Source organism: Rhizobium redzepovicii (assembly GCF_019793435.1).
In the GTDB taxonomy this organism is placed as follows: Bacteria; Pseudomonadota; Alphaproteobacteria; order Rhizobiales; family Rhizobiaceae; genus Rhizobium; species Rhizobium redzepovicii.
In genome coordinates this window covers 1-24226 of record NZ_JAILYH010000012.1, presented here as the reverse complement: position 1 = coordinate 24226, position 24226 = coordinate 1, and the positions used below count along the sequence as shown (strand labels likewise).

At 60.9% G+C, this 24226-nt stretch carries 20 protein-coding genes; 12 read left to right on the top strand and 8 right to left on the bottom strand.

Annotated features, from left to right (window positions below):
- Window positions 1-120 precede the first annotated feature (120 nt).
- From K6N12_RS19615 to K6N12_RS19595, 5 genes are all read left to right on the top strand, one after another.
- Window positions 121-1653: a S10 family peptidase gene (locus K6N12_RS19615; RefSeq protein ID WP_131710686.1), complete on the top strand. Its 1533-nt coding sequence runs from the start codon at window positions 121-123 to the stop codon at window positions 1651-1653.
- Window positions 1654-1663: 10 nt separating this feature from the next.
- Window positions 1664-2065, top strand: a complete 402-nt coding sequence (locus K6N12_RS19610) for a GFA family protein (protein ID WP_097624618.1) — start codon at window positions 1664-1666, stop codon at window positions 2063-2065.
- Window positions 2066-2610: 545 nt separating this feature from the next.
- Window positions 2611-6159, top strand: a complete 3549-nt coding sequence (locus tag K6N12_RS19605; protein ID WP_097624617.1) for a DUF5801 repeats-in-toxin domain-containing protein — start codon at window positions 2611-2613, stop codon at window positions 6157-6159.
- An 80-nt stretch (window positions 6160-6239) separates the two neighbouring features.
- Window positions 6240-7964, top strand: coding sequence for a type I secretion system permease/ATPase (locus K6N12_RS19600; protein WP_097624616.1), 1725 nt, complete (start codon window positions 6240-6242; stop codon window positions 7962-7964).
- Window positions 7965-7981: 17 nt separating this feature from the next.
- Window positions 7982-9316, top strand: coding sequence for an HlyD family type I secretion periplasmic adaptor subunit (locus K6N12_RS19595; RefSeq protein WP_222148944.1), 1335 nt, complete (start codon window positions 7982-7984; stop codon window positions 9314-9316).
- 10 nt (window positions 9317-9326) lie between these two features.
- On the opposite strand, the gene K6N12_RS19590 is transcribed toward K6N12_RS19595, so the two are convergent.
- Window positions 9327-10910, bottom strand: coding sequence for a peptide chain release factor 3 (locus K6N12_RS19590; protein ID WP_097624614.1), 1584 nt, complete (start codon window positions 10908-10910; stop codon window positions 9327-9329).
- Window positions 10911-11001: 91 nt separating this feature from the next.
- On the opposite strand from K6N12_RS19590, the gene dut reads away from it, so the two are divergent.
- Window positions 11002-11472, top strand: a complete 471-nt coding sequence (gene dut / locus K6N12_RS19585) for a dUTP diphosphatase (RefSeq protein WP_097624613.1) — start codon at window positions 11002-11004, stop codon at window positions 11470-11472.
- Window positions 11472-12371: a GNAT family N-acetyltransferase gene (locus K6N12_RS19580; RefSeq protein WP_097624612.1), complete on the top strand. Its 900-nt coding sequence runs from the start codon at window positions 11472-11474 to the stop codon at window positions 12369-12371. Before dut ends, K6N12_RS19580 begins: the two co-directional genes overlap by 1 nt.
- 12 nt (window positions 12372-12383) lie before the next feature.
- Here K6N12_RS19580 and K6N12_RS19575 read toward each other — a convergent pair whose 3' ends face one another.
- A complete protein-coding gene (locus K6N12_RS19575; RefSeq protein WP_003583755.1) occupies window positions 12384-12848 on the bottom strand; it encodes an Lrp/AsnC family transcriptional regulator in 465 nt (154 codons plus the stop codon).
- Between the two features lie 112 nt (window positions 12849-12960).
- Here K6N12_RS19575 and K6N12_RS19570 point away from each other — a divergent pair, with 112 nt between their 5' ends.
- On the top strand, window positions 12961-13863 hold the full coding sequence (locus K6N12_RS19570; RefSeq protein WP_097624611.1) for a DMT family transporter: 903 nt from the start codon (window positions 12961-12963) through the stop codon (window positions 13861-13863).
- A 45-nt stretch (window positions 13864-13908) separates the two neighbouring features.
- On the opposite strand, the gene K6N12_RS19565 is transcribed toward K6N12_RS19570, so the two are convergent.
- Window positions 13909-14427, bottom strand: a complete 519-nt coding sequence (locus K6N12_RS19565; protein WP_097624610.1) for a Dps family protein — start codon at window positions 14425-14427, stop codon at window positions 13909-13911.
- Between the two features lie 228 nt (window positions 14428-14655).
- Between K6N12_RS19565 and K6N12_RS19560 the strand changes: the two genes are divergently transcribed.
- Together K6N12_RS19560 and cysK are read left to right on the top strand one after the other, a co-directional pair.
- Entirely contained in the window at window positions 14656-15273 is a 618-nt protein-coding gene (locus K6N12_RS19560; RefSeq protein WP_097624609.1) for a LysE family translocator, read from the top strand.
- 144 nt (window positions 15274-15417) lie between these two features.
- Window positions 15418-16380 carry a cysteine synthase A gene (gene cysK / locus K6N12_RS19555; protein WP_097624608.1) on the top strand — a complete coding sequence of 321 codons (963 nt, stop codon included), beginning with the start codon at window positions 15418-15420 and terminating at the stop codon, window positions 16378-16380.
- A gap of 326 nt (window positions 16381-16706) precedes the next feature.
- On the opposite strand, the gene K6N12_RS19550 is transcribed toward cysK, so the two are convergent.
- The 4 genes from K6N12_RS19550 to K6N12_RS19535 form a co-directional block, all read right to left on the bottom strand.
- The gene (locus tag K6N12_RS19550; RefSeq protein WP_097624607.1) at window positions 16707-17633 is read right to left on the bottom strand and encodes a reverse transcriptase family protein; all 927 of its coding nucleotides are present in this window, start codon (window positions 17631-17633) and stop codon (window positions 16707-16709) included.
- Window positions 17623-17901, bottom strand: a complete 279-nt coding sequence (locus K6N12_RS35010; protein WP_425517724.1) for a helix-turn-helix transcriptional regulator — start codon at window positions 17899-17901, stop codon at window positions 17623-17625. Before K6N12_RS35010 ends, K6N12_RS19550 begins: the two co-directional genes overlap by 11 nt.
- Window positions 17902-18617: 716 nt before the next feature.
- The gene (locus K6N12_RS19540) at window positions 18618-19970 is read right to left on the bottom strand and encodes a YifB family Mg chelatase-like AAA ATPase (RefSeq protein WP_425517723.1); all 1353 of its coding nucleotides are present in this window, start codon (window positions 19968-19970) and stop codon (window positions 18618-18620) included.
- Window positions 19971-20227: 257 nt separating this feature from the next.
- Window positions 20228-20518: a helix-turn-helix domain-containing protein gene (locus tag K6N12_RS19535; RefSeq protein ID WP_245277343.1), complete on the bottom strand. Its 291-nt coding sequence runs from the start codon at window positions 20516-20518 to the stop codon at window positions 20228-20230.
- Between the two features lie 396 nt (window positions 20519-20914).
- Between K6N12_RS19535 and K6N12_RS19530 the strand changes: the two genes are divergently transcribed.
- Both K6N12_RS19530 and K6N12_RS19525 read left to right on the top strand, forming a co-directional pair.
- The gene (locus tag K6N12_RS19530) at window positions 20915-21292 is read left to right on the top strand and encodes a hypothetical protein (protein WP_165447401.1); all 378 of its coding nucleotides are present in this window, start codon (window positions 20915-20917) and stop codon (window positions 21290-21292) included.
- Window positions 21289-23253: an AAA family ATPase gene (locus tag K6N12_RS19525; protein WP_222148943.1), complete on the top strand. Its 1965-nt coding sequence runs from the start codon at window positions 21289-21291 to the stop codon at window positions 23251-23253. The genes K6N12_RS19530 and K6N12_RS19525 overlap by 4 nt, the downstream gene beginning before the upstream one ends.
- Before the next feature lie 567 nt (window positions 23254-23820).
- Here the strand turns inward: K6N12_RS19525 and K6N12_RS19520 are convergent.
- Window positions 23821-24030 carry a hypothetical protein gene (locus K6N12_RS19520; protein ID WP_222148942.1) on the bottom strand — a complete coding sequence of 70 codons (210 nt, stop codon included), beginning with the start codon at window positions 24028-24030 and terminating at the stop codon, window positions 23821-23823.
- Window positions 24031-24226: the final 196 nt, after the last annotated feature.

Genomic DNA, 24226 nt, shown 5'->3' with positions numbered 1-24226 from the left:
AAACTTGATTCATGCGACGCGCTTTAGCTCTTTGTTCTTACGCATGCCGTTGCCGTAAAACCGCTGCACGCTTTTGCGCGACATGCTTTACCTGCAGCCCGTACCGCCGGAGGAGACATCTTGCGTTTACGACCTCTGTTTCTGTTTGCAGCGCTGGCGGTGTCGCTGGCCCCTGCCCTTTCCTCGGCTGAGGAAAGCACCCAACCCGGGGCAAATGTCGAGCGCAGCGCGCGCGACGGCGTGCTGAAGCTGCTGCCGGCCGATTCCGTCACCGAGCACGAAATGACGATCGGCGGCCGGAAGTTTGCCTATACCGCAACCGCCGGCACACTCGATCTCTTCGGCCAGGACGGCGCGCCGACCGGCGCCATCTTCTACACCGCCTATGTCGCGAAAGGCGGCGGCCCGGGCCGGCCCCTGACCTTCGCCTTCAACGGCGGCCCGGGTGCGGCTTCCGCCTTCCTGCATCTCGGGCTGGTCGGGCCCAAGGTGCTCGATTTCGGGCCTCAGGCGCGCGACGGCGCGCATGCGCAGCTCGTCGACAACCCACAGAGCTGGCTTGAGTTCACCGATCTCGTGCTGATCGATCCGATCGGCACCGGCTGGAGCCGGACGGTGAAGGCCGACGACGCCTCCAATTATTACAACGTCAACGCGGACGCTCAGAGCATCGCCAAGGCGATCGCGCTTTATGTCGCGCACAACAACCGCTCCAACGCGCCGAAATATCTTCTCGGCGAGAGCTATGGCGGCTTCCGCGCCGCCAAGGTCGCCTCGGCGCTGCAGGAAAGCCAGGGCATTATCGTCGCCGGCGCGGTGATGCTGTCGCCCCTGCTCGAGGGCCAGTTGATGTTCAACGCCGATCAGTTCCCGCTCGGCGCAGCACTGGAGCTGCCGTCGCTGGCGGCGGCCGAACTCGACCGGCACAACGCCTTTGACGAAGGGAAGCTGCGCGAAGCGGAAACCTTCGCGCTTGGGGATTATCTGACGACGCTCGCCGGGCCGCCGCCGACGGGCGCCAATGCCGCCGCCTTCTATGGCAGGATTGCCGGGCTGACGGGCATCCCTGAGGATATCGTCACGCGCAACCGCGGCTTCCTCGGCAACTCCTTCGTCAAACATTCCGACGGGGGCAACGGCGAAGTGATGAGCCCTTACGACGCCTCTTTTGCGGCCCCCGACGCCTATCCTGAATCGGATTACGACCGCGGCGACGACGCCATTCTCGATGGCTTCGCCCGCGCCTATGGCGGCGCCTTTGCCGACTATGCCCGCAACCAACTTGGCTTCAAAACCGAGATGACCTATTCGCTGCTCGACAGCGATATCAGCCGGCGCTGGGAATGGGGCAGCGGACGCGGCGGCGGATCGCGCTTCCAGGCAAGTGCGACCGATGACATCAGGCAGCTGCTTGCCTCGAACACGGCCTTCCATCTTTTGATCGCGCATGGCTACAGCGATCTGGTGACGCCCTACGGCGTCAGCCGCTACGTGGTCGACCACTTGCCGCCATCGCTTAGCGGCGGCCGCGTCGGGCTGAAACTTTATCGCGGCGGCCATATGTTCTATACCAAGGCCGATCAACGGGCCGCCTTCACGGCGGATGCCAAGGCCTTCTACGCCACGCACCCGGCCGCGCAGCCGGCGGATTGAGGAAATGCGGATGCATATCACCGGAGGATGCCATTGCGGCGCCATCCGCTATCAGGCGGCGATCGAGCCGGAGCGGGTGTCGATCTGCCATTGCACCGATTGCCAGCGGCTGACCGGCTCTGCCTATCGCATCACCGCGCCGGCGCGGCCGGGAAGTTTCGAGCTCACCTCAGGCGAGCCGCGCGGCTATGCAAAATACGGCGACAGCGGCGGCCTCAGCCGGCAATTCTTCTGCCCGAACTGCGGATCGCCGCTCTACCGCACGGATGGCGACGGCGGCGCGATCGGCATCCGCCTCGGCGGCATCGACCAGCGGCGGGAACTCACCCCGAGGAAGCAGATATGGTGCCGCTCGGCCTTGCCCTGGGTGGAGAATATCGAGCCGCTGCCACGGTCCGACGGCGAAGACTGAGAAACATTCGGCGCGACCCCTTGCCTTGCTCTTGTCGCAACCGGACGCCGCGTCGGATCTTTGAATATCGCCGCGCCGCAGGTCCGCGTTTGACCTGGCGAAATGTCAACGCAATGTATTCATTCGCAAAAAACGGAAAAAATTCTGCTAAGGCTCAGTACAGATCCCCCATTAGCTCAAACTTGCTAAGTGCAAATTCGCCCAACTTATAGTATAAAAGAAAGCGGAGGGGAATTGCATGGCGTATTCGGTGGGGGTTTCATAGTCATAAATGTCTTTATTCCGGATTTTACAAACTCTTTCTTGCATTTTAAGAGGATGTAATATTTGGAGTTGTCGTTATGGCAACCTCTGTACATGGACTTTGGTCTTAATCCACCGACGGACTTTGGTCTTAATGCCCTCCAACTGACTGGCGCCCTCCATCGGCGAGACAATCGCGACTCGATGGAAAGCAGCAAGTTCGATGCGCGGGGGGAGACCTGCCGGGTGCATTCGGCGCCCGGGGCCTGGACCCCTGCGACTCTAACCGAGGGAGCATCTCCATGGCACTCGACATCACAACCCAGGACATCGTCATCGACGAAAGCGCCAATTTGCAGGACGACGACATCGATCCGCTGCTTGCGCCGCACAGCACCAACACAACGCTGCAATACATGTTGGGCCTCGATGGCTCGGGCGGGCTATCCTCACCTGAAGTCGCCTACCAGTCCAACTTCGTCGTCGCCTCGGCGAGCGCAGGGGAAACCATCACCTCGGTGGTTCTCACGCAGAATTCTTCCGGGACCCCGTTTTCCACCACCGTCGGCGTCAACAGCAACATCCGCACGGTCGACGGCAATTATGTCTGGCTGTTCCAGAGCGCAACGAATGCAAACGTCGTGATCGGCGTCATCGGTACCTCTGATCCGCTCGCCGAACCCGCCGAGACGGGACCGCTTGCCTTCTCGCTCGGACTGATCGGCACCGGCGCCACCCATGACCTCTATACGGTCCAATACGTGCCGCTGCTCCATCCCGACGCAACCAACCCCGACGACCGCATCGATCTGACCAATAAGGTATTTGCCTCGGTCACAGGGACCACGGTGGTCAATTTCAGCCAGCTTGACGACGCACCCTCCGGACACAACGACTGGTACATCCTCGACGCCGACACAGGCAGCACACAGAAGATTCTCGTGACGGCTCACGACGAAGGCGCGCAGGCGGAAGTCAATGTCAGCACGCAGGGCCTGGGCGTCGCCTCTCAAGATGTGCGCTTCGGCCGTGAGCTTCAAATCGACTTGATCAGCGGCGGCACCCAGAGCGCGGGCAAGGACTTTACCGATACGCCAACCGCGCCTGATTACACCGCTCACATCGAAAACGTCTCGAGCGCCGGCTTCTCGGTTTCGCAATCGACTCCGACCGGCACCGTCGCTGACATCGAGATCCACGCCTACAATAACGACGACAATGCCGAGGGCTCCGCATTCCCGGGTGACGATAACGATACCGAGATCAATATAACCGGCGTGACGTTCAAGCTGAACGGTGTGGCAACAACGGCGGCCGCACTCGGCATCACGGTCAATCTCAGCGGCAATGGACTGATTCTCGAAAATGTCGGCGAGGGCGTGACGATCGATTTCACCACTGCAGGCGGGGCCGGCGGAACCTTCGACCGCTTCACCATCAAGAACATCGACACGGAGAAAGACTTCTTCGACGTCAAGGAGGTGCACTACGGCGGCGAGGTCAGCAATGCTCACAACGAAGAGGTCGGCTCCTTCATCAATTTCGACGATGACGGACCGACGATCACGGCAACCGGCAGCCCGCCGAACCTGACGGTCGACGAGACTATCCTTGCGACCAATGCCAGCGACGACTTCTCGACCTTCTTCACCTCAAATGCCGGGGCCGATGGCGACGCCATCACCTACTCGCTTGGCATCAGCCAGGTCACCAATGTCAGCGGCCTCACCGATACGGCAACCAACCAGTCCGTGCTGCTGTTCCTCGAAAGCGGCAGTGTCGTCGGCCGCGCCGGATCCGCCGCCGGCGCAATTGTCTTCACCGTCAGCGTCAGTGCTGCCGGCGTCGTCACCCTCGACCAGCAACGGGCGATCTTCCATGCCGACGCCACCAACCCGGATGACAGCCGAACCCTGGCAGCCGACGACCTCATCACCCTGACGGCGACCATCACCGACAAGGACGGCGATCACGCCCCGGCCACCCACAATATCGGCCAGAACCTCATCTTCAAGGATGACGGGCCGGCGATCACGGCAACCGGCAGCCCGCCGAACCTGACGGTCGACGAGACTATCCTTGCGACCAACGCGCCGGGCGACTTCTCGACCTTCTTCACCTCAAATGCCGGGGCCGACGGCGACGGCATCACCTATGCGCTCGGCATCAGCCAGGTCACCAATGTCAGCGGCCTCACCGACACGGCAACCGGTCAGTCCGTGCTGCTCTTCCTCGAAGGTGGCAACGTCGTTGGTCGCGCTGGATCGGCCGCCGGCGCCATCGTCTTCACCGTCAGCGTCAGTGCTGCCGGCGTCGTCACCCTCGACCAGCAACGGGCGATCATCCACGCCGATGCCGCCAACCCAGATGACAGCCGGACCCTGGCGGCCGACGACCTCATCACCCTGACCGCGACCATCACCGACAAGGACGGCGATCAGGCAACCGCCACCCACAATATCGGCCAGAACCTCAATTTCGAGGACGACGGGCCGACGATCACCGTGCCGTTTGACGGCAACCCCGCTCTCGCAGGCACCCAGCACGAAACCCTCGCCAACGTGCTCAACGCCTCGGCGAGCGGAGCCTTCGGCTACGATATCGGCGCTGATATTCACCCAGCCGCTTTCTACACCGGCGGCGGCTCCGACTTTGTCGACCAGAATGGCGTAACGGCCGGCGTCCAGATCGGACTGACCGGCACGATCACCGGCGGCGGCGGAGGCAATCTCCTCACCTCGAATGTGACGCTGGCGTCGGAGAGCCTCACCTCAGCGACGTTCAACTTCACCTTCACCTACGACAGAGATCCGGCTGCCGGCACCCAGACAGGCACGGGAGGCGGCACCCTCGTCTTCGATAAGGTCGCCGACACCTATACCATCAACCTGACCGACCCGCTCGAAGGCTTCAGTTTCGACGTGCTCCATACGAGCGAGCTGCTGTCCAAGCAGCCGACGAGCAATGTCGGCCACCCGCCGATCGTGCTGGAAAAGCTGCAGGCAGATGACTCGAATACACCTGCCGATGAAGACTTCTATGTGCAGTTCACCGGCAACCTGGTCAACAAGGCCAACCCGTTCGGCTTGACGAGCAATGGCCAAGGCTCGTCCACTGACACCACCTTCACCATCGGCGGTCACGAGATGGTGAGCAACGGGAATGAGACGTGGGTGTCTGCAACACAGAGCACCAACGGCGTCGCCGGCGACACGATCCAAAAAGACGAACTGCTCACCTTGCGGTTCTTCAACAGCGATGTCGGTATCTCCAATGAGGCCACCACCCCGACAGCGACCGCCGGCACGATGGCGATCAAATTCGACGGCATCGGCAACAGCGAAGACCTGATGCTGATCCTCAACCTGATCGACAAGAACGGCGCCGACAACATCGCCGGCAACGGAGACGATAATACGACGATCACGCGGGCCATGTATGTGTCGAACGCCGACATCTACAAGACGGGGCAAGTGCCGGCCCCCTACAGCAGCGAGTTCACGCTCGACAACAATGACGGCCTCGTGATCGTCGAGCAGAACGACTACAACGCGACCGGCGAAGACTACGTGCTCCAGGGCGTGCAGATCATGCAGTCGGGCAACGGCATCACCGGCAACAACACAGCGATCGACCTGGTGCGGACGACCGGCGCCAACGGCGGCAGCAATGCGACCGCCGGCCTGGTAAATTTCGACGGCGCCGACAACGACGTGCTGAAGATCACCGACATCGGCTTCACCTCAACCGTCAGCCAGACACCGGATGCCAACCTCGACTTCGCCTTCCAGGTGGTCGATGCGGACGGAGACCAGACGGTGATGCAGCACATACTTGTCGACGTCGCCTGACATGTAACCAACGGGGGCAGCATTCGCTGCCCCCGTCATCCATTGCGCAAAGTGTCATCTCGAGTACAGAGCCATAAAAGATGAAAACCAAACAGCCGCCCCCGGCGCTTCAGGTTGTGATGAAAGAAGCCAGACGGGCTATCCGGCCGCTTATCTGGTTCAGCGGCGCCATCAACGTCCTGATGCTGACCGGGGCGCTTTACATGCTGCAGGTCTATCACCGCGTGCTGTCCAGCCACAGTCTCGAGACGCTGCTGATGTTATCGCTGATGGCGGCAGGCGCACTTGCGGCAATGGCGGGGCTGGAGGTGGTGCGCGGGCGCCTTCTGGCAACCCTTGGATCGTGGATGAACGCGCGGCTGGCGCCCGTTCTGCTGACGGCATCGGTGGAATATGCGGCCTCAAAGCCCGGCCAGGCCAATGCCCGCCCGCTGCGCGACCTCGACCAGGTCCGGAATTTCTTCACCAGCCCGAGCATCTTCCCGATTCTCGATGCACCTTGGGCGCCGCTGTTTTTCGCCGCCATCTTCTTCATGCATCCGTGGCTGGGCTGGCTGGCGCTGTCGGGTGGCGGGGTGCTGTTTACGCTGGCCCTGCTCAATGAATGGCTGACACGCAAGCCGTTGACCGAGGCGACGAGCGCACAGTCGCGGGCCTACACCCAAGCCGAGGCTGCGATCCGCAACGCCGAGGTCGTCCAGGCGATGGGCATGCTGAAGCCACTGCTCGAGGGCTGGAAGGTGCAGCAAGACGAGGCAAACAGGGGCCAGGTTGTTGCCGCCAACCGCGGTGGCATCATCTCGGCCATCGCGCGTTGCCACCGGCTGGCTCTGCAAATGGGGATATTGGGCCTCGGGGCCTATCTCGTCCTGCGCAATGAGGCCTCCCCGGGGATCATGGTCTCCGCCTCCATACTGATGGGCCGCGCGCTATCGCCGGTCGAGCAGGCGATCGGCACGTGGAAGGCGACGGTCGGCGCGCGCGCCGCCTACCGGCGTCTCACCGCCGTCGCCGGCGAGCACCCCGAGGCCGCACCGGTTCCAGCGATGCCGCGGCCGACAGGCCGGTTCGAGGCCGACAATATCGTGCTTGCCCGACAGGGCGGCGAACATATTCTGAAAGGGATCAATTTCCGTCTCGAGCCGGGTGAATCCCTGGCTTTGATCGGCCAGAGCGGGGCCGGCAAGACGAGCCTAGCACGCATCCTGGCCGGGGCCTGGCGCCCTTCTGGCGGGCGGGCTTTGCTTGATGGCATGGATGTCGCCCAATGGGCGGCGGAGGACCGCGGTCATCATGTCGGCTACCTGCCGCAGGACATCGAGCTTTTCGCCGGGAACGTCTGCGAAAATATCTGCCGCTTCGCCACGGTCAGTCCGGTGGTGTTCGACAAGGCGGTCAAGGCAGCGCAGTTGGCGGGCGTCCACGACCTGATCAAAGGGCTGCCGAAGGGTTACTTGACGGAGATTGGCGAATCCGGCGCGGTCCTGTCCGGCGGACAGCGCCAGCGCATTGGCCTGGCGCGGGCGCTCTACGGCGACCCGGCCCTCGTCATCTTGGATGAGCCCAATTCCAATCTCGACCGCGAAGGTGAGGAGGCCTTAATCGCGGCCCTCGGCACGATCAAGGCGACGGGCACGACCGTCATCCTGATCGCGCACCGGCCGAACATCATGGAAACGGTGGACAAGATATTGGTTCTCAACCGCGGCCAGCAGGACCTCTTCGGTCCACGCGATTACGTCTTCAATGAACTGGCCGTGCGCCTGCGCAAGGTCACCCAGATGCCGACTATCGTGGCGAAGTGAGAAGAAACGAGACAGACATGAAGGATATGAAGGTCGTTCCGTTACCGGTTTCACCGCCCACCGCTCCGGTCCCCCTGCGCCTGACCGGCGTGACGATCACCGGCTTCGCGATCATATTCCTGTTCTTCGGCATGGCCGGGGGCTGGGCGACGCTGGCGCCGCTGGACAGCGCCGCAGTGGCCCCCGGGGTCATCAAGGTTGCCGGCGACCGCAAGCTCATCCAGCACCTGGAGGGCGGCATCATCGCCGGTCTGAACGCCGCCAATGGCGATATCGTCAAGGCGGGTACTGTCCTCATCCAACTCGACGCCACACAGGCAAAGGCGAGGCTCGATCTGGTCCAGAACCGGATCGCAACGCGTGAGACGCTGGCCGCTCGTCTGCGGGCCGAGCGCGACGACAAGACCGAGATCGAATTCGACCCGGCGCTGCTCGCAAACCCCACCCGCTCGGCAAAGGACGCGGTGGCCGCCCAGCGCGATGTCTTCGCGGCGAAGCACCACAATCTGCAGGACGAGCGTGAAATTCTCAGCCAGCGCCGTCGTCAGACCCAGGAAGAGATCACGGGACTGGAGGAGCTGATCATCACCGAGGACAAGCAGATCGAGGGGTTCGAGGGTGAAACCAAGGATCTTGAAAGCCTCCTCAAACGCGGGCTGGTCACCCGCGAGCGCGGCCTGCTGCTAAGACGGCAACAACGGGAGGTCGAGGGGGAACGCGCGACCAATGTCGCGGCCATTGCCCGCGCCAAGAGCGCCATGGCCGAGATCGACATGCAAATCCTCAATCTCAGCACCTTGCGGCTAAACGAGGCTGTGGAAGAGTTGAGTAAGGTCGAAGCTGAGCTGTTCGACCTTAGACAGGAGGAGCGGTCCGCCAAGGACGTGCTTGCCCGCACCAATGTCGTCGCGCCCGTCGATGGCATCGTCATGGACCTGAAGGTCCACACAACAGGCGGCGTCATCAAACCCGGCGAGACACTGATGACGGTCGTGCCGCTCGGCCAGCAGCTCGTGGTCGAGGCCATGGTCCGGCCTGAAGATGTCGAGACGATCGCGCCCGGACAACGCGCACGCGTCAGTTTCCCGGCATTTGCCCGCTACAACCTGCCGCCGCTCGACGGCGTCGTTGAGATCGTGTCGGCCGACCGGATGGTGGAGGAGCGCAGCGGGGCGCCCTATTTCGCGGCGACCGTGCTGATCGACAAGAGCGAACTCACCAAGCTGGAAGGCCGCAAGCTTCTGCTCGGCATGTCGAGCGAAACGATGATCCGGACAGGCGCCCGCACCGTGCTTTCCTATCTGGCCGAGCCGATCACCCAGAATTTCCGCCGGGCGCTGCGGGAAAAATAGCGGCGACCGATCACGCCGCCTTGGCGGCGTGATATTCCTTGATGGCGACCATCTTGATCGCCGGATGGCGTTCGGATTCGTAGCGCAGCGAAAAACCGTCCTGGGCGAGGAAGACCGGATCGCCGTCGAGATCGCGGGCGATATCGCCGCGTTTGACGGTGAGGAATTTTTCCAGATCGGCCGGCTGATCGGCCGAGATCCAGCGGCAGACGGAGAAACGCGACATTTCGAAGGAGACCGGCAGGCCGTATTCGGCCATCAGCCGTTCCTTCAGGACGTCGAGCTGCAGGGCGCCGACGACGCCGACGATTGCCGGCGAGCCGTCTTCCGGCGAGAACAGCTGGACGACGCCTTCTTCGGCCATCTGCTGCAGCGCTTCTTTCAGCTTCTTCGCCTTCATCGCATCTTCCAGCCGCACACGGCGCAGGATCTCGGGCGAGAAGTTCGGCACGCCCTGGAAGACGAGGGCTTCGCCTTCGGTCAGCGTATCGCCGATGCGCAGCGTCCCGTGGTTGGGAATGCCGACGACATCGCCGGCATAGGCAGTGTCGGCGAGCTGGCGCTGCGAAGCGAAGAAGAATTGCGGCGCCGTCAGACCGAGCTGCTTGCCGGTGCGGGCAAGCCTTGCCTTCATGCCGCGCTCGAGCTTGCCGGAGCAGATGCGGGCAAAGGCGATGCGGTCACGATGGTTGGGGTCCATGTTGGCCTGGATCTTGAAGACGAAGGCCGTCATCTTGTCGTCGGTCGCATGCACGGTCCGGGTGTCGGCGACCTGGTCGCGCGGCGGCGGCGCAAATTCGCCGAGCGCGTTGATCAGATCGCGAACGCCGAAATTGCGCAGCGCCGAGCCGAAGAAGACCGGGGTCATATGGCCTTCCAGGAAGGATTCGCGGTCGAAGGGCCGGCAGGCCTCGATCGCCAGTTCCGTCTCCTCGACGAAAGCCCGACGCTCGTTTTCCGGCAGCCGATCGGCAACAGCCTGCGGACCGTTGACCGGCGTTCCCTCGATTTCGGTATCCGAGCCGCGCACCGTGTTGGCGGCAATATTGTAGGAGCCGCAGAAGGTTTTCGAGCGGCCGATCGGCCAGGTGATCGGCGCCGTATCCAGCGCCAGCTTCTCTTCCACCTCGTCGAGGATCTCGAAGGGATCGCGGCTTTCGCGGTCCATCTTGTTGATGAAGGTGATGATCGGGATATCGCGCATGCGGCAGACTTCGAAAAGCTTCAGGGTGCGCGGCTCGATGCCCTTGGCGGCGTCGATGACCATGACGGCGGCGTCGACGGCGGTCAGCGTGCGATAGGTGTCGTCGGCGAAATCCTCGTGACCAGGCGTGTCGAGGATGTTAAAGACATTGTCGTTATATTCGAAGGTCATCACCGAGGTGACGACGGAGATGCCGCGTTCGCGCTCGATCTTCATCCAGTCGGAGCGCGTCTGCATGCGATCCTTCTTCGCCTTGACTTCGCCGGCAAGCTGAATGGCGCCGCCGAACAGCAGCAGCTTTTCGGTGAGCGTCGTCTTGCCCGCGTCCGGGTGAGCGATAATAGCGAATGTGCGGCGGCGGGAGACCGCCTCGGCGAGACTTTCGGCCATGCTTGTGAATCCTGTGGAATTGCCGCGTATCTAGCGATTAAAGCCTGGCATTGCAATTGACCTCGGCGCTCAGGGCGCAAAGTAATGGGCCATGACCATTCATCATGATGTGAGACCGACGCTGAATCTCATCCGCCTGGCCAATGGCGAAGGCCTCGACCTGCCCGCCTATGAAAGCAAGGGCGCCGCCGGCATGGACCTGCGCGCCGCCGTCGACGAGGCAGCGCCGCTGACGCTTCAGCCTGGCAAAAGGGCGCTGGTGCCGACCGGCTTCATCTTCGAGATCCCCGAAGGTTTCGAGGGCCAGGTGCGGCCGCGCTCCGGCCTTGCCTTCAAACACGGCATCACCTGCCTGAATTCGCCCGGAACCGTCGACAGCGACTATCGCGGCGAGGTGAAGGTGCTGCTTGTCAATCTCGGCGAGGAAGCCTTCATCATCGAACGAGGTATGCGCATCGCCCAGATGGTGATTGCGCCGGTGACCCAGGTGCGGGTGGCCGAAAGTGCCGCCGCAAGCGAGACGACGCGCGGCGCCGGTGGCTTCGGTTCCACCGGCGTGTGATGACAAAGCGCCCCGACAGCGCGGGCCTATTCTTCCGGCAGGATTATTTCGGCGACCCGGCCGGCTGGGCGGCGTTGGTGCGCCTGCTCCGGGATATTTTCGGCATCGATATCGGCCCGTTGCAGCAGCTCGGCGGCCCCGACCCCACAAGCATGCCGTTCGGCTGGTTCGATGCCGAGGGCGGGCTTGCCGCCAATATCTCGGCCTTTGCGCTGCCTTTCGTTCTCAATGGCAGGGTCGTCCATGCCGCCGGGCTGCAATCGGGCGCCGTGCGGCCGGCATGGCGCCGACGCGGGCTCTATCGCGATTTGACGGTGAAGGCGCTCGACTGGTGCGACCGGCAGGGCTTTGAAGCCGTCATCCTCTATACCGACAAGCCGTCGCTCTATGAGCCCTATGGTTTCCGCGCGATACCACAGCATCGATATCAGGGAGCGGCACCAGACCCATCGATTTTTTCAGGACCTGCCCGGCAACTTGCGCCGACCGATGCGGATGATCTTGCCCTGCTGCAATCGCTGCTGAACGCGCGGAGCCCGGTTTCGACCTCGCTCTCGGTCACCGTCAATGCGGCGATGTTTCTCATCAACACGCAGCTCGATCCCGATGTCCGCGTCAGCTTCATCGAAGACCTGCAAGCGGTGATCGCCTGGAAGATGGATGCGGCGGGTCGCTTCAGCCTTCTCGATGTCGTGGCGGTCGAGATCCCGACGCTTGCAGTCATCCTCGGCGGGCTCGACATCGCCTCCGCCGCCATCGAGGTGTTTTTCCGTCCCGACAAGCTCGACTGGGCGGGTGCTCCGCAGCCGGCGAAAAGCGGCACGGTATTGATGCTGCGCGGGCTCGGCGATGAGGCCCCGCACTTTCCGGCAATGCTGTCTCCGATGGCGGACTTCTAAAAGTTCGCCGCCTTACTTTTTCCGTGACAGCGGCGGCAGGCGGCGCTTGACGGGCGAGGCTTTGATCATCGCGGTGTTGGTTTCCGCCCGTTCGGCGACCCGGTCGAGGAGACCGTCGAGCTCCGCCATCGAGCGGATGACCAGGCGGGCGATGAAACAATCCTCGCCGGTGACCTTGTCGCATTCGACGATTTCGGGAATCTCCTGAATGAGCCGTTCGACGATGTGCAACTGTCCCGGCAGCGGCCGCACACGGACGATCGCCTGCAGGGGGTAGCCAACGGCGGCAGGATCGAGATCGATGGTGAAGGCCTTGATGACGCCGCGCTCCTCCAGCCGCCGCAGGCGCTCGGCCGCACTTGGCGAGGAAAGGCCCACCTGCTGCGCCAGCTCCTTCAGCGAGATGCGGGCGTTGCCGGCCAATGCTTCGAGAATGGCCTGATCGGTTTCGTCTAGCGATTGCACATCGTTAGGCATGTCGTCAATCTTTCCTCATATTATTAGGCTATGCCGTTCACCATCCTTTTCAACCTTATATAAAATCGCGCACCGCCGCAATATCATGATGCCATCGAAAACGGAGGCGATCATGAGCGGCGACATTAGAAGAGGCACGGCGGAGATGACGGCAGCGATGCTGATCTCGGGGACGATCGGCTGGTTCGTCGTCATGTCGGGCCAGCCGGTCAGCGGCGTGGTGTTCTGGCGCTGCCTGTTCGGCGCGCTGACTCTACTCGTCATCTGCGGCGCGCTCGGGCTGCTTCGGCCTGGTATCCTGACGTTGCGCGCCTTCGGCATCGCCATCTTCGGCGGCATCGCCATCGTCTTGAACTGGCTGCTGCTGTTTGCCTCCTATTCGCATGCGACGATCTCGATCGCCACGACCGTCTACAACACCCAGCCCTTCATGCTGCTGATGCTCGGCGCCCTGTTTCTCGGCGAAAAGATAACCGCCACCAAGCTGTTCTGGCTGATGCTTTCCTTCGCCGGCATGGTGGCGATCGTCCAGGCGAAACCGGGTGGGAGCGGCAATACGGTCGACGGCTACGGCCTCGGCATCCTCATGGCGCTGGGCGCGGCCTTCTTCTACGCGCTGGCAGCACTTGCCGCGAAATGGCTGAAAGGCACGCCGCCGCATCTGATCGCGCTGATCCAGGTCGCGACCGGCATGCTGATGCTGGCGCCGATGACCGACTTTTCGCATCCGCCCGCGGATCTCGGGACATGGGCGATCCTGGTGACCGTCGGCGTCGTCCATACCGGGCTGATGTATGTGCTGCTCTATGGCGCTATCCAGAGGCTGCCGACACATCTGACGGGGGCCCTGTCCTTCCTCTATCCGATCGCGGCAATCCTCGTCGACCGGCTGGCCTTCGGCCACGCGCTGCAGCCGATGCAGATCGCGGGCGCCGCAATCATCCTCATTGCCGCCGCCGGCATGAACCTCGGCTGGAGCCCGAGATGGCTGCGGCCGAGGGCGCTGCAGAGCTGAGAGCCGGGCGCGCCGCACAGATGACGCCACGCCCGACTGCCGATATTATTTCTGCCGCCGGGTCGTTTCGAACAGGAACCAGGTGCGGCGCTCGGACTCGTCGATCCAGTTCTCGATCAGGCTGGCGGTCGCGACATCATTGTGCTCATCGCAGAGATCGTGCACCTCGCGCAGCAGCGAAACGAGTTGGCCATTGTCCTCACGCAGTTCCGACAGCATGTCCTCGGCCGTGACGAAATCCGCGTCATTGTCGGAAATTCGCTGCTGGCGGGCGATCTGGCCGATGGAGCGCAGCGTCACGCCGCCGATCTTGCGGGCGCGCTCGGCAATGTCGTCGGTCATGGCGAAGATCTGCTCGGCCTGTTCGTCGAGCAGCAGGTGGTAGTCGCGGAAATGCGGGCCGGACATGTGCCAGTGGAAGTTCTTGGTTTTCAGATAAAGCGCGAAGACATCGGCGAGCAGCGCGGTCAGCGCCGCCGAAATGTCGGTGACGGCGTTGGTCGGCAGAGTGGACGGCGTCTTCAGCGGCGAAAGTCTGCGGGTTTCGGCTGGGGTCGGGGACATTCATTCTCTCCTTGGTGATCAAAATCTCGACGCCGCCGACCTTTTCGAGCGCAGAAGACACTGACGGCGCGCGTGCAGAGAGAGAACTAGCAAGGCCCGACCGCTTTCCAAGTGGACCGAGGTTCAGCAGACCTATTCCTTATGGTTATGGACCGATCAGCACCGAAGCATTGATGAAGCCGCAACGCGCGCCTATAGAGAGATCGCGCAATCCAGTGGATATCAAAGATGAGCCTTACCGCCCTGATCGCCTATGCCGGAGCGCTGTTCATCGCCGCGGCCATTCCCGGACCCGGGATTACCGCGATCGTCGCCCGCGCGCTCGGCTCGAATTTCCGCGAGACCTTCTTCATGGGCCTCGGCCTGGTGCTCGGCGACATGACTTATCTCACCGCGGTCATTCTCGGCCTTGCCTTTGTGGCGCAGACCTTCACCGAGGTGTTCATCGTCATCAAGATCGCCGGCGCGCTCTATCTCGGCTATATCGCCTGGAAATTGTGGACGGCGGGACTGGTGCCGCAGGATATCGCGGCGAAGAAATCCAGCAATATCGGCCTGTCCTTCCTTTCCGGCCTGCTGGTGACGCTCGGCAATCCGAAGACGATGCTGTTCTATGTCGCGCTGGCGCCAACGCTGATCGATATCGGCCATATAAGCTTGCGCGACTATGCGATGCTGCTTGCGGTGACCTTCGTGGTGCTGATCGTCGTGCTCGTGCCCTATATGCTGCTGGCCTCGCGGGCCCGCACGATGCTGAAAAAGCCGCGCGCCCTGCAGGCGCTGAACCGGGTTGCTTCAGGCATCCTGGCCGGCACGGCGGCCTTCATCGCCACACGGGCGGCCTGAAATAAACATCCGGCAAGAAACGGTTTTCAAAGCTTTTTTTCTCCGACGCCCGCCCTCCCGACATGAACGCGGTCTGGTCTCTTCAGCCCTTTGACCCTATTCTCCTCCTCAATTTCAGACGTAGGATTTCAAAGGGAGGCACTCATGTCGCATAAGCCCGGCCGCGGCCGCATCTATTCCTCGATCACCGAGACCATCGGCAACACGCCGCTCGTGCGCTTCGACAAGCTGGCGCGGGAAAAGGGCGTGGTGGCCAACCTGATCGGCAAGCTCGAATTCTTCAACCCGATCGCCTCCGTCAAGGACCGCATCGGCGTGGCGATGATCGAAAGCCTGGAAGCGCAGGGCAAGATCACCCCTGGCAAGACGGTGCTGATCGAGCCGACCTCCGGCAACACCGGTATCGCGCTCGCCTTTGCCGCCGCCGCCAAGGGTTACCGGCTGATCCTCACCATGCCGGAAACTATGTCGGTCGAGCGCCGCAAGATGCTGGCGCTGCTCGGCGCCGAGCTGGTGCTGACCGAGGGACCGAAGGGCATGAAGGGCGCGATCGCCAAGGCGGAGGAGCTGGCGGCGTCGCTTCCCGACGCCATCATTCCGCAGCAGTTCGAAAACCCGGCCAATCCCGAAATCCACCGCAAGACGACCGCCGAGGAAATCTGGAACGACACCGAGGGCACGGTCGACATCCTCGTCTCCGGCATCGGCACCGGCGGCACGATCACCGGCGTCGGCCAGGTGCTGAAAAGCCACAAGCCCGAGATCCAGATCATCGCCGTCGAGCCCGCCGATTCCCCGATCCTCTCCGGCGGCAATCCCGGTCCGCACAAAATCCAAGGCATCGGCGCCGGCTTCGCCCCGAAGATCCTCGATACCGGCATCTACGACGAGGTCGTCACCGTCACCAATGACGAGGCTTTCGAACAGGCGCGCCTGGTCGCCAGGCTCGAAGGCGTGCCGGTCGGCATCTCCTCGGGTGCGGCGCTAGCCGCGGCGATCAAGGTCGGCAGCCGTCCGGAGAATGCGGGTAAAAATATCGTGGTGATCATTCCGTCCTTTGCGGAGCGTTATCTGTCCACGGCGCTGTTTGAGGGGCTCGGGAGCTGACGTAGAGCTTCAGCTCCGCTTTCCCATTCCTAATTCTCGGGAAAATATTGGGGCGCTGCGGCGCCCCTTGCTATTGCTAACGTGATCGACAGGAGCGAACTTACAATTGGAAGGGACAAGGTCAAGAGGCATGGGACTTTCCGAACTGTCCGATTGGATCATGTCCAGAAGTTCGGACGCCCGAGTGCAAACAACAACGCCTATGGACGCCGTCGGGGCCGTTGCGGCAACCGTCCGCAGGGGCATGCTCCTGCGGACGGAGAATCGGACTCAGCAATTGGCGATGACTGAGGCCGGAACTGATCCTGGGAAGCAACCACGTTGGCCTAGATGGCTTCTTCAATTTGCCTACGCTGAGCGAGACGCCCACGTATCTGACTCTCTATCTTGGCCAGCAGTTTCGTATCGGTTGCTATCTTCTGCTGTTTTGACAGGTCAACAATCTTCTTATGCTGCCGATTTGGTAGTTTGAGCTTTCCGTCTCTAACGATTACGCCGGTTATGTCGGCAGGGGAGGCCATAAGGCTCAGTTCTTTTTCGTGTTTAAGCTTAAAGCCGTTCCTAAAAATAACCTGCTTCACTTGCCAAATGAGGGAGCCCGGCACAGTTTTTCCTGAAATAGTGATGTCATCCGCATATACACTGAGGATGCACCCAGCCCCTGCAACCAAGGTCGCCACGTCGTGCCACATTTTCATGTTCGAGTAATAAGCAAGGATCGGACTGCAGGGTGATCCTTGGGGCAACCTATTCATATCGGTAGTCAACGACACCAGCACCGCCGTAACATCAGGCGCACACTTCATGATCGTTCCGAAAAACCAGGCTACTCGATCGGCGCTGCAGCTCGGAAAGTAGTCAGCAATATCGAGGAGCCAGAAGGCGCGATTGTTAACGTGTCTTCCTGCGTTATCCACATAAGAGACGCCTTTAACAGGGCTACAAAGAAAAGGGGGAGTTTCGATGCGGGAAAGCAGGTCTGCGATCCGTGCTTGCAACTTTTTCAACTGATCGACTGGAATATCGATAGGACGGTACTGGGTTGCTTGGTCAGGTGGCGGGGGTTGTGTCAGCCAAGGCGCGGTGTCGCTGTCTTTTCGCTTCCAACGTTTCTTATAGCGAACATCCAGACCCTCGACGGCCTTCAGAAGCGGTAGCGAACACATCAAAACGTTTGCGAGCTTCTTACGTGTGCTCACATTGAAAAGAGCGCTATCTTCGATCTTATGGAAACGGAATGACTTACGCGGCATTCGACGATGATTTCTGCTCGATCAACCGTAAGAAACTGATGACCTTCGACGCAACAAAAGCTTTCGCCCTCTCGCCCTTTCCGGCATTCTCGATGTTCTCGGAAAAGAACATTATCGAAGACACCGGGATTCCGAAGGTCTTTGAGTATCGCTCAATTATATCAAGTGAAGGTATCTTGCTTCCACTCTCGATCTCTGAGAGATGCGATCTGGAAATACCAAGCTTTTCCGCAAGTTCAACCTGCTTCAAGTCATGGAAAACCCTCATTAATCTCAAGGCTTCGGATAACATATTACGTTCCCTTCCTTGTAGATATTGGGTTCACGGTTTATCACGACGGTCCGAAGATATCGTGGCATACTCGCAATATGCGATATATGGTCAAAGCCAGCCTGACGACCACCTTCAACATTTGCGGATTTTTCAGCTGTTTCCAGCACCAAGAGACGAACTGCTTCCAGCGCGTCTTTGTTCCACTCCTTAACCGCTGCCGCTGGCGATCACTTTCTTCTACAGACATAGAGATTCCCTTCTGTTTGCCCTCGGGACCATCCCTAAGGGTCGTCGCCAAACAGACTCGGAACCAGCAGCATGCACCGTCTACCTAGAAGCAACCCGCTCGTCGGGGTTGCTTCTGCTTCGCCCGCCGCCGTCGTCCCCTCTCGGGTCTCCTCGGGCGTCCGGGTAAGATCAGAGGGCACGAAGGCCCTCCACGGCATTCGCTTTCGCGAATGGCCTGAAAATAACGACTTCTTCCGCTCGTGATCTGAAACGAGATGTAGACTCGCCCTGCCGCAATTACAAGAACAATATTCGCTAACAGCGAACTTTTTTCCACCGTGGACGCGTTATTCTGTCAGGGGGCAGGACCTGAATGCCGCGAAAATGATTGGCAAGGGCGATCAGGCTGTGGGGTTGGCGCGAGCATATTACCCTCGGCGCCGGCCCAGCCGGCCTCAGACTTGTTAGAAAATCCACTCTTCTTACGCCGCCGCCGTCAGCCTCTCCCCCGCGATCCGGTAAGAAATCGCTTCGGCAAGATGCAGGCGGCCGACGGTCGGTTTGCCGTCGAGATCAGCCAGGGTGCGGGCGACCTTGAGGACGCGGTGGTAGCCGCGGGCGGAGAATTTCATTTTTTCGGCGGCGTCGCGCAAGAGCTGCAGGCCGGCGGCATCCGGTTCGGCGAGTTTCTCGATCATTGATGTGGAGCAGCGGGCATTGGTGCCGATGCCCTTGGCGCCGGCGGCCTCGAAGCGCTCTTGCTGCCGTTCGCGGGCGCGGGCGACGCGGCGGGCGACGTCGGCGCTGGCCTCGGCGGCCATCGGGCGGATGAGATCGGCGGCGGAGACGGCGGGTACGTCGATGCGGATATCGATGCGGTCCATCAGCGGGCCGGAGATGCGGGCTTGGTAATCGCTCATGCAGCGCGGGCCGCGGGCGCAGCTGTGGCCGGGCTCGCCGGCCATGCCGCAGCGGCAGGGGTTCATGGCGGCGATCAGCTGGAATTTCGCCGGATAGGAGACGCGGTGATTGGCGCGGGCAATAACGCATTCGCCGCCTTCGAGCGGCTGGCGCAGCGCATCGAGCGCCTGCGGCGTGAACTCCGGAAATTCGTCGAGGAAGAGTACGCCATGATGAGCAAGCGAGGCTTCGCCGGGACGGGCGCGCAGGCCACCGCCGACGAGGGCCGCCATGGTGGCGGAATGATGCGGGGTGCGGAAGGGACGGCGATCGGAAAGCTTGCCGCCGGTAAGCTGGCCGGCGATCGAATGGACCATCGAGACTTCAAGCAGCTCGGCCGCCGAAAGCGGCGGCAGGATCGACGGCAGCCGTGCGGCCAGCATCGACTTGCCGGAGCCGGGAGGGCCGACCATCAAGAGATTATGGCCGCCGGCGGCCGCCACTTCGAGGGCACGCTTGGCGCTTTCCTGGCCCTTTATCTCGGCAAGATCCGGCAGGTTGGCGGCATTGGCGCGGATCGACGCCTCCGGCCGCGACAGCACCTGGGTGCCGCGGAAATGATTGGCGAGGGCGATCAGGCTGCGCGGCGCGAGGATATTGACCTCGGCGCCGGCCCAGGCGGCCTCGGCGCCGCTTTCGGCCGGGCAGATCAGCCCCTTGCCGAGCGCATTGGCGCCGATGGCAGCCGGCAGCGCGCCTGATATCGCGGCGATGGTGCCGTCGAGGTTGAGTTCGCCGACGACGACATAATCCGACAGCGCATCGGCGGGAATGGCGCCGAGGGCGGCCATCAGGGCAAGCGCGATCGGCAGATCGAAATGCGAGCTTATGCCATATTTCAATATTTTATATGGAGAGACTATGGGCTTTATCAGCGGCCCTGTAGCCTAACCCTTCAGCGAAATATCCTCGGGGGTCCGGGGGCAGACAGCCCCCGGTCTTCGGGGGCGCGGGGGGAATGTAGCCGTTCGCTGCAAACAAAAATGACCGCGGAATAAGAAGTTCCACGGCTGCAAACGACATTGATGAGTCTAACCCTTCACGGTCATCGGCATCCCTGCCTGTACCGTATTTCCATTAGGCCATATCGCATGATCGACGTCAATATTCATTCGTCGCTCGCCACACCGCATCAAAGCTTAGTTCGGCGATCTCTTTTTCGCTTGGCCACTGGAATGTTCTCAAGCTTATTCAACGACTGCATGTTGTCGCTCGTGTTGGCGTTGAACATGCCCCAACCGTTCCCATCGGCGGGCGACACGAAAGTGATGCCTTGATCCTCATAGAATCGTTGCAACGCTGCGACGTAATGCTCGCTCACGTCCACGCCTTTCTCCACCCGCTGAATAGTCTTCCTAGACATGCCGAAGACAGCCTCGACGTCTTCCTGACTGAGGCCCAGAAACTCTCTGGCTGCTTTCATGATTACGGCTGGCACTCGCGGCATAAGGACTCATAAGCACGCTTCCACAGCCTGAGCAAAACATGTTGTCAACAAATGTTGACGCCGAACAATTATTCGGCTTAATGAGTCCTCATTGGCGTCATTTTGTCGCCAAATGAGTCGCGAATCCTTTAAATGGATAGCGGCATAGCGGAGTTGGGCGAATCATGAACTCACAGATGGCGGAACATATTTCTCAACTGAATCGACTCGTAACGGCCTCGAACTTCCACAAGCAGGTCGATCGCGGCGCCGCGCTCATGGCCATACCAATTGGACACAAATCCCGTAGGCGATGGTGCCGCCAGGGCACTTTCAATCAAAATGCGAGATCACGCGGTGGGCCGGCGGGCTCGACCTTTGGAGGATGAATAGATGAGGATTCTCAGATTTGGGGAAGCCGAAGGTAATTCGTCGCTACGGGCGATCCGGCGCCGCGTGGAGGCTTCCGACCTGCTGTCGTCCGACTTGCGCGGAATTCTCAAAGATCGCCGACTGCCAGTTATCGATCCTCTCGAAACGCCAATCATAGAACAATGGGTGATCGAGAACTATCCGGCCGCGATGTTGACCGGCTACATCCATTATCCGAACAAGCCAGACCCGTGGGCGTCGGAATGGCTCAGCTTCACCGCGCCTTTGGAGCTCCTGTCAGTGGAAGCAAATCTTGCCCGCTCAATGGCATGCTGGTACCGGCTCGGGACACCAAGCCCTTGGGCCAAGGATACTCTCGCGGCTTGGAGCCACAGATGACAGCTAGGGCTGCGACGCTCCGCGCGCTGACCAAGCTGGCGAAAGCAAAGCTGATGATGCGCAGATCGCCGGGTCTCTTTCTTGCTCACGCGGCACTCCGGCGATCACTCCGTTCGCAACATGCGCTCATGCGAGGATTACCCTCGACCGTGATCGTCGTCACAGGGGGTGCCTCCGTCAGCGAAAGCCATCGAAAAGCAGCGGAACTTGTCGCGACGGGATCGCTAGATGTTCGGGCGAGGCTTCGCCGGCATCAGGAGGTCCTTGTGCATGTTCTCACGCCTCCACTCCGGAAAACGTCCAAAGTCGACAATCCAATTCTGGATGAGCATGGCAGGTACGACGTCATAGTCGTTCTCGTTCACAGCCGGTCAGATATCCCCCCAGGGATGTCTTTGATTGCCGATGCGATTGTGGACATGCCAAAGCCTACTGTGGAGCACATTCATGCAATTCGGCGGTTGCTTCGGCGGACGCCGATCAATGACGACACCGCTCGGCTGCTCGTGGACCTGGAATTTCCATTGCTCGTACCGGTCGTGTGCAAACACCGTCTTTCCGATACCGAAGCGCTAAGTCTGCTGTCGGCCTCCTCCGGGAATTCGGCAGGTGTCGGCCCTCGGCTGGAAGAGCTCCCTGGTTACTCCCCGGTGAAAAAGTGGGCCCAGGCATTCATCGTAGATCTCGACCGCTTCCGACATGGAAAGATGGACTGGTCGAACATGCCCCGCGGCATTCTCCTCTACGGTCCTCCGGGCACCGGTAAGACCATGTTCGCTCAGGCCTTCGCCAGGTCGGCAGCCCTGCCGCTGATATCGGCGTCGGTTTCTCGGTGGCAGGCGGCCGGCCATCTGGGTGATCTCCTGAAAGCAATGAGCGAAACATTCGACAAGGCCCGAGCGAAGCAGCCAGCGATCATATTTATCGATGAGCTGGACTCGATCGGCGACAGGTCGAAATTCTCCGGCGATCATATTGACTACAGTCGCCAGGTCGTCAATTTTCTGTTGGAGCAGATTGATGGCGCAAAGGGTCGAGACCAAATCCTGGTCATTGGCGCCACAAACTTCAAGGAAGCAATCGATCCGGCCCTTCTCCGTAGCGGTCGGATAGAACGTCACATCAGAATCGATCTCCCAAACGCAAGCGAACGGGCCGAAATCCTCCGCTTCCACCTGGGAGTGGAGAATATCGAAATAGAGTTGATGGACATTGCCGCCGATCTTGAAGGCTGGAGCGGCGCCGACTTGGACATGCTCGCAAGAGAGGCCAAAGGTCGGGGCCGGATGAATGGCCGAGGGGTCAGGATAGACGATCTGCTCGAGTCTTTACCTCCGGTGCAGGCTCTTTCTCCCCACCAGGCTCGCCGCGTCGCTTTTCACGAAGCCGGGCATGCTATCGTTGCGTCAGTCCTTTCTCCCGGTTGCAGGGTGAGCGTGTCGATCCGGAAGAAGCTCCGCCTCGTGGGTTCGCGAGATCTGGCGCCCGGCTGGACCCGATATGAAGACGACGACTATGACCTGCTTCCAACGAACTCAGACTTTGAGAATGTCATCTGCCGAACGCTGGCTGGAGCGGCGGCGGAAGAATTGCATCTGGGTTCCAGATCGACTGGTTTCAGCGGTTCAGCGGGAAGCGACCTCGACACGGCGTCAGCCATCGCGGCACGCATGGTCGCGTCATATGGCCTGGGCCGGCGACTCCGGTTCTTAATAGAATCTCATCACATGGATATCAGGCGGGCATCTCGCCTGCCGGCCGACCTGCGAGACGAGATCACCCAGATTCTCGAAGAACAGTTTGCTCGTGCCAAAACGGTCCTCTCCGAACAGTCGGCATTTCTGGTCGAGCTCGCGGAAGAGCTTCTGGAAAAGGAATACGTCGGGTCAACGGACGTCGCAGCGATCGCTGCAAAGAGCATGACTTCAGGGAAGGATTCGACGCGATCCGCTTGTCCTTGAACGGTCGCGTCCGCACCGGGATCATCGTTGGCAACAATATGGAACCGACGTTGTTTCAAGCTGGCCCCGATTAGGCAATCCTACGAACGTTCGCTGGTGACACTGCGACGTTTCAGGGTTTCGCGGCGTCGGCCTTGGCCAACGATGCGCCGAGAAAACGAGCCATCGTCCTCTTCATTCTTCGAGATTTCTGACACACTCGCAGATAGCGGCTCTTCTTTATCAGACCGTGTCGCGTCTGCCCCTTCCTCACCAATGATATTACCGCTTCCCATTCGACCGTCGAGCCTATTCGCTTGAAGATGGCGACAATACACCTTCCCCGAGATCCGCGCCATCGGCTCTCGGCAGTCTTGTTGAACGTTAGCAGGGACCGCGCATGAGGGGCCGTGGCACTGTATTGACCGATACGCCACCCCAGCGGCGGACTTGGACGATAGAGCAAACTGCTCTTTTCGCTTACTGAGCCCCGCGGGGATCGCCGGAACGTTGAGTAAAGACGTGCAGAAAACCTTCGTCACCTGATAGCAGACAGGTAGTGTTTAAATGCTTTGCCTTTGTTCCATCTCAGAATCCTAACTCGTGTCGTGAGATCAACCTCTCCATGTCCTCTTCGCGGCCGGCAATTAGTCGACGGTTCAGATGAATGGTATCGAGGAAAGACCGCATGTCCCAGACGAAGTCCCGAAACATCTGGTAACGTTTTGCTTCGAGTCTATTGTTGCCAGCTTCTTCATACTCGTCCGTGACAATTTCCTGGCCGATGAAGGCAACCACGAACTCTTCTTCTAGCATCTGAAACTGAGATTTAATGTCCGCCAGCGCATCCCCGACGTCCCATCCTCGCTGTCAATCGGCTTGGTAACGGGACCCCTTATCGGCTCCCAAAAGTGACCCCTGCCTCTGGTTGCATAGGGTCAGCGCGCGTAGGCCCGGAGCTTTTCATTTAGCGCAGGGGCCTGCGGGCGCGGGT

Bases quoted from the DNA above. Each gene is read 5' to 3' on its own strand.
- K6N12_RS19595 (WP_222148944.1), top strand. From the start codon at position 7,982: ATGAAGGATATGAAGGTCGTTCCGTTACCGGTTTCACCGCCCACCGCT.
- K6N12_RS35010 (WP_425517724.1), bottom strand. From the start codon at position 17,901: ATGAGGGTTTTCCATGACTTGAAGCAGGTTGAACTTGCGGAAAAGCTT.
- cysK (WP_097624608.1), top strand. From the start codon at position 15,418: ATGTCGCATAAGCCCGGCCGCGGCCGCATCTATTCCTCGATCACCGAG.
- K6N12_RS19525 (WP_222148943.1), top strand. From the start codon at position 21,289: ATGACAGCTAGGGCTGCGACGCTCCGCGCGCTGACCAAGCTGGCGAAA.
- dut (WP_097624613.1), top strand. From the start codon at position 11,002: ATGACCATTCATCATGATGTGAGACCGACGCTGAATCTCATCCGCCTG.
- K6N12_RS19570 (WP_097624611.1), top strand. From the start codon at position 12,961: ATGAGCGGCGACATTAGAAGAGGCACGGCGGAGATGACGGCAGCGATG.
- K6N12_RS19605 (WP_097624617.1), top strand. From the start codon at position 2,611: ATGGCACTCGACATCACAACCCAGGACATCGTCATCGACGAAAGCGCC.
- K6N12_RS19610 (WP_097624618.1), top strand. From the start codon at position 1,664: ATGCATATCACCGGAGGATGCCATTGCGGCGCCATCCGCTATCAGGCG.
- K6N12_RS19580 (WP_097624612.1), top strand. From the start codon at position 11,472: ATGACAAAGCGCCCCGACAGCGCGGGCCTATTCTTCCGGCAGGATTAT.
- K6N12_RS19600 (WP_097624616.1), top strand. From the start codon at position 6,240: ATGAAAACCAAACAGCCGCCCCCGGCGCTTCAGGTTGTGATGAAAGAA.
- K6N12_RS19560 (WP_097624609.1), top strand. From the start codon at position 14,656: ATGAGCCTTACCGCCCTGATCGCCTATGCCGGAGCGCTGTTCATCGCC.
- K6N12_RS19565 (WP_097624610.1), bottom strand. From the start codon at position 14,427: ATGTCCCCGACCCCAGCCGAAACCCGCAGACTTTCGCCGCTGAAGACG.
- K6N12_RS19530 (WP_165447401.1), top strand. From the start codon at position 20,915: ATGAGGATTCTCAGATTTGGGGAAGCCGAAGGTAATTCGTCGCTACGG.
- K6N12_RS19575 (WP_003583755.1), bottom strand. From the start codon at position 12,848: ATGCCTAACGATGTGCAATCGCTAGACGAAACCGATCAGGCCATTCTC.
- K6N12_RS19535 (WP_245277343.1), bottom strand. From the start codon at position 20,518: ATGAAAGCAGCCAGAGAGTTTCTGGGCCTCAGTCAGGAAGACGTCGAG.
- K6N12_RS19590 (WP_097624614.1), bottom strand. From the start codon at position 10,910: ATGGCCGAAAGTCTCGCCGAGGCGGTCTCCCGCCGCCGCACATTCGCT.
- K6N12_RS19550 (WP_097624607.1), bottom strand. From the start codon at position 17,633: ATGCCGCGTAAGTCATTCCGTTTCCATAAGATCGAAGATAGCGCTCTT.